General features: G+C 64.9%; 7 protein-coding genes. 1 reads left to right on the plus strand and 6 read right to left on the minus strand.

What is annotated here, in order from left to right; genetic code table 11:
- Positions 1–99: 99 nt before the first annotated feature.
- From M3498_09915 to M3498_09940, 6 genes are all read right to left on the minus strand, one after another.
- The gene (locus M3498_09915; protein ID MDQ3459598.1) at positions 100–333 is read right to left on the minus strand and encodes a hypothetical protein; all 234 of its coding nucleotides are present in this window, start codon (positions 331–333) and stop codon (positions 100–102) included.
- Between the two features lie 272 nt (positions 334–605).
- Positions 606–1874, minus strand: a complete 1269-nt coding sequence (gene nuoH, locus M3498_09920; protein MDQ3459599.1) for an NADH-quinone oxidoreductase subunit NuoH — start codon at positions 1872–1874, stop codon at positions 606–608.
- On the minus strand, positions 1874–3025 hold the full coding sequence (locus tag M3498_09925; GenBank protein ID MDQ3459600.1) for an NADH-quinone oxidoreductase subunit D: 1152 nt from the start codon (positions 3023–3025) through the stop codon (positions 1874–1876). Before M3498_09925 ends, nuoH begins: the two co-directional genes overlap by 1 nt.
- Before the next feature lie 7 nt (positions 3026–3032).
- Entirely contained in the window at positions 3033–4043 is a 1011-nt protein-coding gene (locus tag M3498_09930) for an NADH-quinone oxidoreductase subunit C (GenBank protein ID MDQ3459601.1), read from the minus strand.
- 54 nt (positions 4044–4097) lie between these two features.
- The gene (locus tag M3498_09935; protein MDQ3459602.1) at positions 4098–4649 is read right to left on the minus strand and encodes an NADH-quinone oxidoreductase subunit B; all 552 of its coding nucleotides are present in this window, start codon (positions 4647–4649) and stop codon (positions 4098–4100) included.
- The gene (locus tag M3498_09940) at positions 4637–5014 is read right to left on the minus strand and encodes an NADH-quinone oxidoreductase subunit A (GenBank protein MDQ3459603.1); all 378 of its coding nucleotides are present in this window, start codon (positions 5012–5014) and stop codon (positions 4637–4639) included. The genes M3498_09935 and M3498_09940 overlap by 13 nt, the downstream gene beginning before the upstream one ends.
- A gap of 205 nt (positions 5015–5219) precedes the next feature.
- Between M3498_09940 and M3498_09945 the strand changes: the two genes are divergently transcribed.
- Positions 5220–6974 (plus strand): N-acetylmuramoyl-L-alanine amidase, encoded by a 1755-nt coding sequence (locus M3498_09945; GenBank protein ID MDQ3459604.1) that lies wholly within the window; start codon positions 5220–5222, stop codon positions 6972–6974.
- The last annotated feature ends 154 nt before the right edge of the window (positions 6975–7128 follow it).

The following is a 7128-nucleotide window of genomic DNA, read 5'->3' on the forward strand; positions in this document are numbered from 1 at the left end:
CCCTGTGGACTACCCCCATACCCTTGCCGACGCCCTTGAGCGCATCGGTGACTTCTTTGAAAAGGCTCATGGCAACCTGCGCTTTCGTCTCACCTTCAACTACCTCACGCTCTGCACGAGCTTGATGCTCATTCTGAGCCAGTCATTGACGAGCACCCCTAAGTCGATCCCTTTTTCTTCCGCAAGCTTGCGGAGGGTCTCGTTCACGTCGGGCTCGAGGTAAACTGGCAAGCTGAATGCGGCCTCGGAGTCATAAAACTTGCCGCGCTCACCTTTGGAAAAGTCGTATGCGTCCTTCACGGCATCTTTCTTTAGCGCTACCGGCCTTGCCATAGCACCTCCCATCACCTTGAGGTACGGTCCAGCCCTGCTCCGGCTGCGACGGTAGGCTTCGGCGCCAACGAGACGAGTTCTCTCCCGCTTTCGGCCTCTCGACGTTTCAAGTCTTCGTACATCGCCTTCCAATCGCCACCGAACCTCTTGGCATAGGCTTCCCTTGCGGCTCGCACTTCCTCTACGATAGGGTCTTGCCACATGTCTAGTCCTCCATGAGTTCTTGCGGTGAGCAGATGATTGAAGTTTATAGTCCCCTACACGAAACGCCTTCATCCTCCAAACCCTCTGAACACCAGCCGCATCGCCACCGCCACCAGCAGCCCCACGAAGGACAGCGGGATGAGCCCTTTCCAGCAGAGCTCCATCAACTGGTCGTCACGGAATCTCGGCAGGGTCGCGCGAATCCACATGATCAGCCATGACAAGACGGCGGTCTTGAGCAAAAACCACATCATGCCGTAGAAGTTGGAGAGGAAGCCGCCGAAGTCGCGCAAGACCGTGCCCGGCTCGCCCAGGTTCGCCAGGACCACCGCCAGGTCGAAGAGGCCCGCGAAGGGCTGGTGGTAGCCGCCGAAAAAGAGCACCACGGCGATGGCCGGGAGCAGGAACAGCTCGGCGAACTCGGCGACGAAGAAGAAGCCGAAGCGCATGCCCGAATACTCGGTGTTGAAGCCCGCCACCAGTTCCGATTCCGCCTCAGGCAGGTCGAAGGGCGTCATCTTGATCTCGGCCAGGCTCGAGACCAGATACACCGCCGCCGGGATGAAGAGCGGGAAGACCGTCCAGACAAACCGCTGCGACTCGACGATGACCAGGAGGTTGAGGGAGCCGACCCAGACCGCGACGCTGAGGAGCGACAGCGCCAGCGGCACCTCGTAGGAGATGAGCTGCGCCGCCGCGCGCAAGCCCCCCAGCAGGCCGTATTTGTTCGACAGGCTCCAGCCCGCCGCCAGAACGCCGTAGGCGCCGATGGTCCCGGCAGCGACGATGAAGAGCAGGCCGACGCTCAAGTTCGCCAGCACCCAGGTTGGCGCGAAGGGGATCACCGCCATGAGCAAAAAGGCCGAGACGAAGACCATCGCCGGGGCCAGGGTGAAGACCAGGTGATCCGCCTGGCCGGGCACGAAGTCCTCCTTGGCGACCAGCTTGACGGCGTCGGCGACGGTTTGAAAGGCGCCGCCGGGGCCGTTGTGCAAGGGCCCCTCGCGGTTTTGCACCCGCGCCAGGTACTTGCGCAAGGCCAAGATGAGAATCAGGGCGGCGATCGCCACCACCAGGAAACTCATCACCGCCGCCAGGACGCCGTAGACGACGAGGCCGGCGGTGGTGAAGACGCCGCCCGCGGCCAGCGGCGAACCCGGCAGGCGCAGCAGCCAGGGCAGGGTGGCGAAGAGGAAGACGATAACGGCGATAAAGGCCGCGAAGAGCAGCCCGTAGCCTGCCGCTTCCGCCAGGCGGTTGCGGCGCACCGCGCGGTAGCCGACCAGCTTAGGCCTGAAGTGCCGGTCCTGGGGGATGGGGATGCGCGGCAGGGCCACTAGCGGTCCACCTCGCCCAGGACGATGTCGATCGAGCCCAAGATGGCGATGGCGTCGCTGAACTTCTGGCCCCTGAAGAGGTCGGGGATAACCTGCAAGGTGGTAAACGAGGGGCTGCGGTGCTTGCTGCGGTAAGGGCCGGGGCCGCCGTCGGAGTAGAGGTAGACGCCCAAGTGCCCACGGCTGATCTCCACCGCGCGGTAACGCTGGGCGCCCGCGTCGATCTTGACGCGGCCTCGCCCCTGGTAGGGCCCGCTGCGCGGCGCCTTTTCGGCGCACTGGCGGATCAGGCTCATGCTCTGGCGAAACTCGCGCAGGCGCACCTGGGCGCGCGACCAGGCGTCGCAGCCCTCTTCGGTGATGACCGAAAACTCGAGCTCGGGGTAGGCGTCGTAAGGCTGGCTCTCGCGCAGGTCCAAAGGCACCCCCGAGGCGCGCAGGTTGGGCCCGCTGACGCCGTGGTCGATGGCCAGCTCCGGCGTGAGCAGGCCCACTCCCACCGTTCGCGCCTGAAAGACCGGCGAATCGACCGTGAGCACCTCGTACTCGGGCAGGACGGTTTCAAAGTCGTCCACGAACGCCACCACATCCTGCCAGAAGCTCGGGTGGATGTCGCGCCGCAGCCCGCCGAAGCTGTAGTAGTTGGGCAGCATCCTGGCGCCCGTGGTCCGCTCGATGATGTCGAGCGCCCTCTCGCGGTCGCGAAAGGCGTAGAGAAAGGGCGTGATGGCGCCCAAGTCGAGCAGGTAGGTGCCGATCCATACCAGGTGAGAGACGATGCGGTTGAGTTCGAACATGGCGGTGCGGATGTACTTCGCGCGCTCGGGAACTTCGATCCCGGAAAGCTCCTCTACCACCAGGCAGAAGGGCAGCTCGTTCTGCAAACCCGAGACGTAGTCCATCCGGTCGAGGTAAGGGATCACCTGCGGGTAGGTCCGGCTCTCCTCGATCTTCTCGTGGTTGCGGTGCAGGAAGCCGATGTGCGGCACCGCGCCGGTGATGCGCTCGCCGTCCACGCTCAAGACGATCTTCAAGACCCCGTGGGTGGCCGGGTGCTGTGGTCCTAAGTTGATGACCATCTCCGAGGTCTTGCCGGGGACGGGCTCGAGCACGGTCGGGCCGAGCAGCGCGGTCTTCTCCTTGACGGTCACGGAACGCTCACGACGTTTCCTTCATCAGCTTGGCGGCCTGCTCTCGCCAGCCTTCCTCGAAAGGCCGCCGGCCGAAGCCCAATTCATTGGCGTACTTCTCGGCGGCCTTGTCGTTCAGTTTGGCGATGCGAGCGAAGGTCTTGATGCCCCGCGCCTTGAGCTTGGCCTCGTCGTCTTTGCTGACGCCCTCGATGCGGGTGAGGTCGTCCTCCTGGACCGGAACAGCAGGCTTGGCCTCGGCGTGCGGTTTGGGAGCGGGAGACGCTTTGCCGCTCTCGGCAAGGAGCGCCCTCGCGCCTTCGCGCCATCTCTGTAGCGGCACTGGGGTCTTGAGGCCGAGCGCCAAAGCCAGAGGCCCCAACCGCTCGTCGGGAAGCCCGGCGAGCGCGGCCACATCGGCAATCTCCTGTTCCTTCAGCTTGCCGGCGTAGTTGGCGTTGAGGCCCTTGACCCCCGTCAGCTCCGCCGTGGCGGCCGGTGCTTCGGCGGGTTTCCTGGCGACCTCCTTGGCCTCTTTGGCCTTCTGGGCTGTGGCCTCCGCCTCCCGCTTCTTGCGCGCTATGGCCTCCGGGTCCGGCCAGGGCTTGGGCCGCCAGTCGGGAATCAGATAGCCGCCGGTGTCGTAGCGGCGCTGCAGGGGGTGGGTGGTCCAGTGGTCCTCGAGCAGAATCCGCCTGAGGTCGGGATGGCCGTCGTAGTGAATGCCGAGCAGGTCGTAGGCCTCGCGTTCGTGCCACTCGAGGCCGCCCCAGAGGTCGGTCACGCTGGGCACCTTCGGCGCGTCGTAAGGCACGTCGATACAGACCGTCACCTCACTGTGGTCACGCAGCCGGCGCAGATGCAAAACCGAGCGCAAGCCGTACTCCATGTCGACGCCCGAGAGGCACTGCGGAAAGTCGTAGCCCTCACGCTTGAAGTGCTCGCAGAGCTTGCGGTAGGCGCGGGGGTCCTCGAGAAAATAGACGTTCTCCCTGCCCATCCGCTCCTGCCGCAAGCTGGGAAGCGTCTCCACCGTCATACCCGCTCACCTCGAGCCTGCCGACCCCTGACCCCTGACCCCTGCCCCCTGCCCCTAGCCATGCCTCCGCCCGTCCTTGCCAGGTTCCGCCAAGGGATCGAAGTCGGTCTCCATCAGGGTGCCGGGCACGTAGCGCATGTCGCGGTCGGCGACCTTGTCGCGCAGCAAGAGCAGCGCCTGCAGGACGGCCTCGGGCCGGGGCGGGCAGCCGGGGATGTAGACGTCCACGGGCACGAGTTTGTCCACGCCCTCGACCACGCTGTAGCCCTGCCTGAAGGGCCCGCCCTGGTTGGCGCAGGCGCCCATCGAGACGACCCACCTGGGCTCGGCCATCTGTTCAAAGAGGACCTGCACACGCTTGCCCATCTTCTTGTTGACGGTGCCCGAGACGATCATCACGTCGGCTTGCCTGGGGGTGTTGCGGTAGAAAAAGCCGAAGCGGTCGGCGTCGTAGCGCGTCGCCGAGGAGTTCATCATCTCGATGGCGCAGCAGGCGATGCCGAAGGTCAGCGGCCACATGCTGCGGCTCCGGGCCAGGTTGATCATGTCGTCCAAGGTCCCCAGGATGATGTTGTCGGGCCGGCGCTCCTTGCCTAGTAGACCCACTTGAGGACCCCCCTTTGCCAGGCGTAGACGAGGCCATCGAGGAGCACCAGCAAGAACAGCAGCACCCCGACGACGCCGTACCAGCCGAGCGCACCGAAGGCTACCGCCCAGGGAAAGAAGAAGGCCACCTCGACGTCGAAGATGACGAACATGATAGCGAAGAGATAGTAGTTGACGTTGAACTGCACGTCGGTGCCGCCTATGGGCGTCTCGCCGCATTCATAGATGGCCAGCTTGCCCGGCGTCAGATTGCGCGGGGCGATCAGCCTCGAGATCCCCAGGGTAACAAAGACGATGAGCACCCCGACGAGGGTGAAAAGGGCGATATAGAGAGCTCCCGTTAGTTCGAGCGCATAAGGCTGCACAGCCAGATCCTCCTTGACCCGTCCTTCCATACTACGTGCCTGCCAAAAGGGCGTCAACGGCCCTGTCTTGGCTCTACCTTAATAGCCCCACCTTAACAGCCTCCGGCCCGAGCTGAAAACCATTGGAATGAGAAAGATCTAACAGGCCGAGAAGGCAAAATTCTAACTTGAATGCCGTGGGGGTCATGTTACACTCCTTAGCAGCGTGACTCCTTCCAGACTTCGTTTCTACTGCCTCTTTCTCCTTTGGCTGCTCGTGGGCAGCGGCTTCGCCGAGGAGTGCCAGGAACGCAACTTCGTCGCCATCGATTTCGTCGTCATCGACGCCAGGCCCTGCTACTTTTTCGACTACGGCAACGACACCAACGCCTTTGTTCAGGCCGAAGCCCTGGCCACCGCCTTGGGCGCTCAGCTCAGGCTCGAGGACGAGTGGCTCGTCTTCGAGCGGCAGGACAGGCTGGTCTCGCTGGCGGTTACCGCCGACATCCGCGGCGGCTTGCAAGTCCGTCCCGGTGCCCTCGTCGTCAACGGCAAGGAGGGCAGTGCCCTGCCCGGCATCGCCGCCGATGGCGAGCACTATGTGGCCGTCGGTCCCGTGGTCAAGGCGCTCGGGGCAGAGGCCGAGTGGGACGGGACCCACGGCATCATTTTTATCGAGCTCCCCGAGTCCGGCGCGGCCGGCGAGACCGCTGCCGCGCCCACTCCCGAGCCGGCGGCGTCCGCGCCGGCCGCACCCTCTGAAGCGGCACCCTCTGAAGCGGCACCGCCAGCTACGAGCACGCCGGCAACGAACGCGCCGGCGAGCCCGCCCGCCGCTGGCAGCAAGCGCATGGACGGCGCGCCGCGCGTCGGCCTCAACCACGACGGCGGCTTTACCCGGGTGGTGCTCGACCTGCCCGCCGGCGTCTCCTATGCGGTCACCGTAGGCCAGACGCAGCTCCTGCTCAGCCTGAACGACATGGCCGCGCAGACCTACGCCAGGCAACTGGACGACCTGTACTTGAAGAGCTTGCAGCTCTACCCCGTGGACGGCGGCATGGCGCTCCGGCTCGAGGCCGCCCACGAGGTCAGCACCTCGGGCCAGGGCTTCAAGGTGGGCCTCCTGCCGGCGGACAACGGCACGCCCCACGAGCGCCTCTTCGTCGATCTCGGGCCGGAGCTGCGCGCCGACAACGTTCCTCTCGCTGCCATGGTCGACGCCAGCCCTCAGGAGCGCGTCCAGGAGATGGCGGTAGCGGCGGTACCGAGCCCGCGAGTCAACAACATCTCCGTGGTGATCGACCCCGGCCACGGCGGCCACGACGGCGGTGCATCGGGGCAGGACGCGGGCTGGCACGAAAAGCAGGTGGTCTTGGCCATCTCGCTCAAACTGCGCGACATCCTCCGCGCTCGCGGCGTCGAGGTCATCATGACCCGCGAGGCCGACACCTTTTTGGAACTCGCCGAGCGCGCCAACATGGCCACCAACGACCGCAACGTCTTCGTCTCGATCCATGCCAACGGCACGGACTCGCGCTCGGCCAGCGGCATCGAAACCTACGTCTTCGGTGTGCCCGTCGATGACGCCACCCTGCAAAAGGCCATCCGTGAGAACGCCGGCGCTGAGGGCCGCGAGGTGGGCGAGCGGCGCACCCAGGAGGCGCTCGAGGTCGCGGGCTCGATCGCCGGCAACCTGTTCCGCATGGAACAGCTCAGCTTCAGCAAGACCCTGGCGGAAATCGTCCAGAGCAGGATGGTCGGTGCCACCGGCTGGGTCGACCGGGGGGTCAAGGAGAACGCCTTCGCCGTCTTGCGCTCCGCTCGCACACCGGCAATCTTGGTCGAGGTCGGCTTCATGAGCAACCCCGAGGAGGGCCGCCGCCTGGCCACCGAGCCCTACCAGCTGAGGTTGGCCCAGGCGATCGCCGACGGCATTCTCGAGTTCTTGGACTTAGGCGGCCAGTTGAGCGCGCGCAGGTAAAGCTGCGGCTCGGTAGCCTTAACAGATATGGCTCTCCTCAGATTGGTGGGGAAACTGAAAGTGCGTATCCTTTCCGGCCGTCAAGCAATCGAGGTAAGAGGTGTCTAGCGGTGCGATGCTTCAGGCCCGATAAGTCACTTGGCGAACCCTAGTT

The sequence above is a fragment of the Deinococcota bacterium genome (genome assembly GCA_030858465.1).
GTDB lineage: Bacteria > Deinococcota > Deinococci > Deinococcales > Trueperaceae > JALZLY01.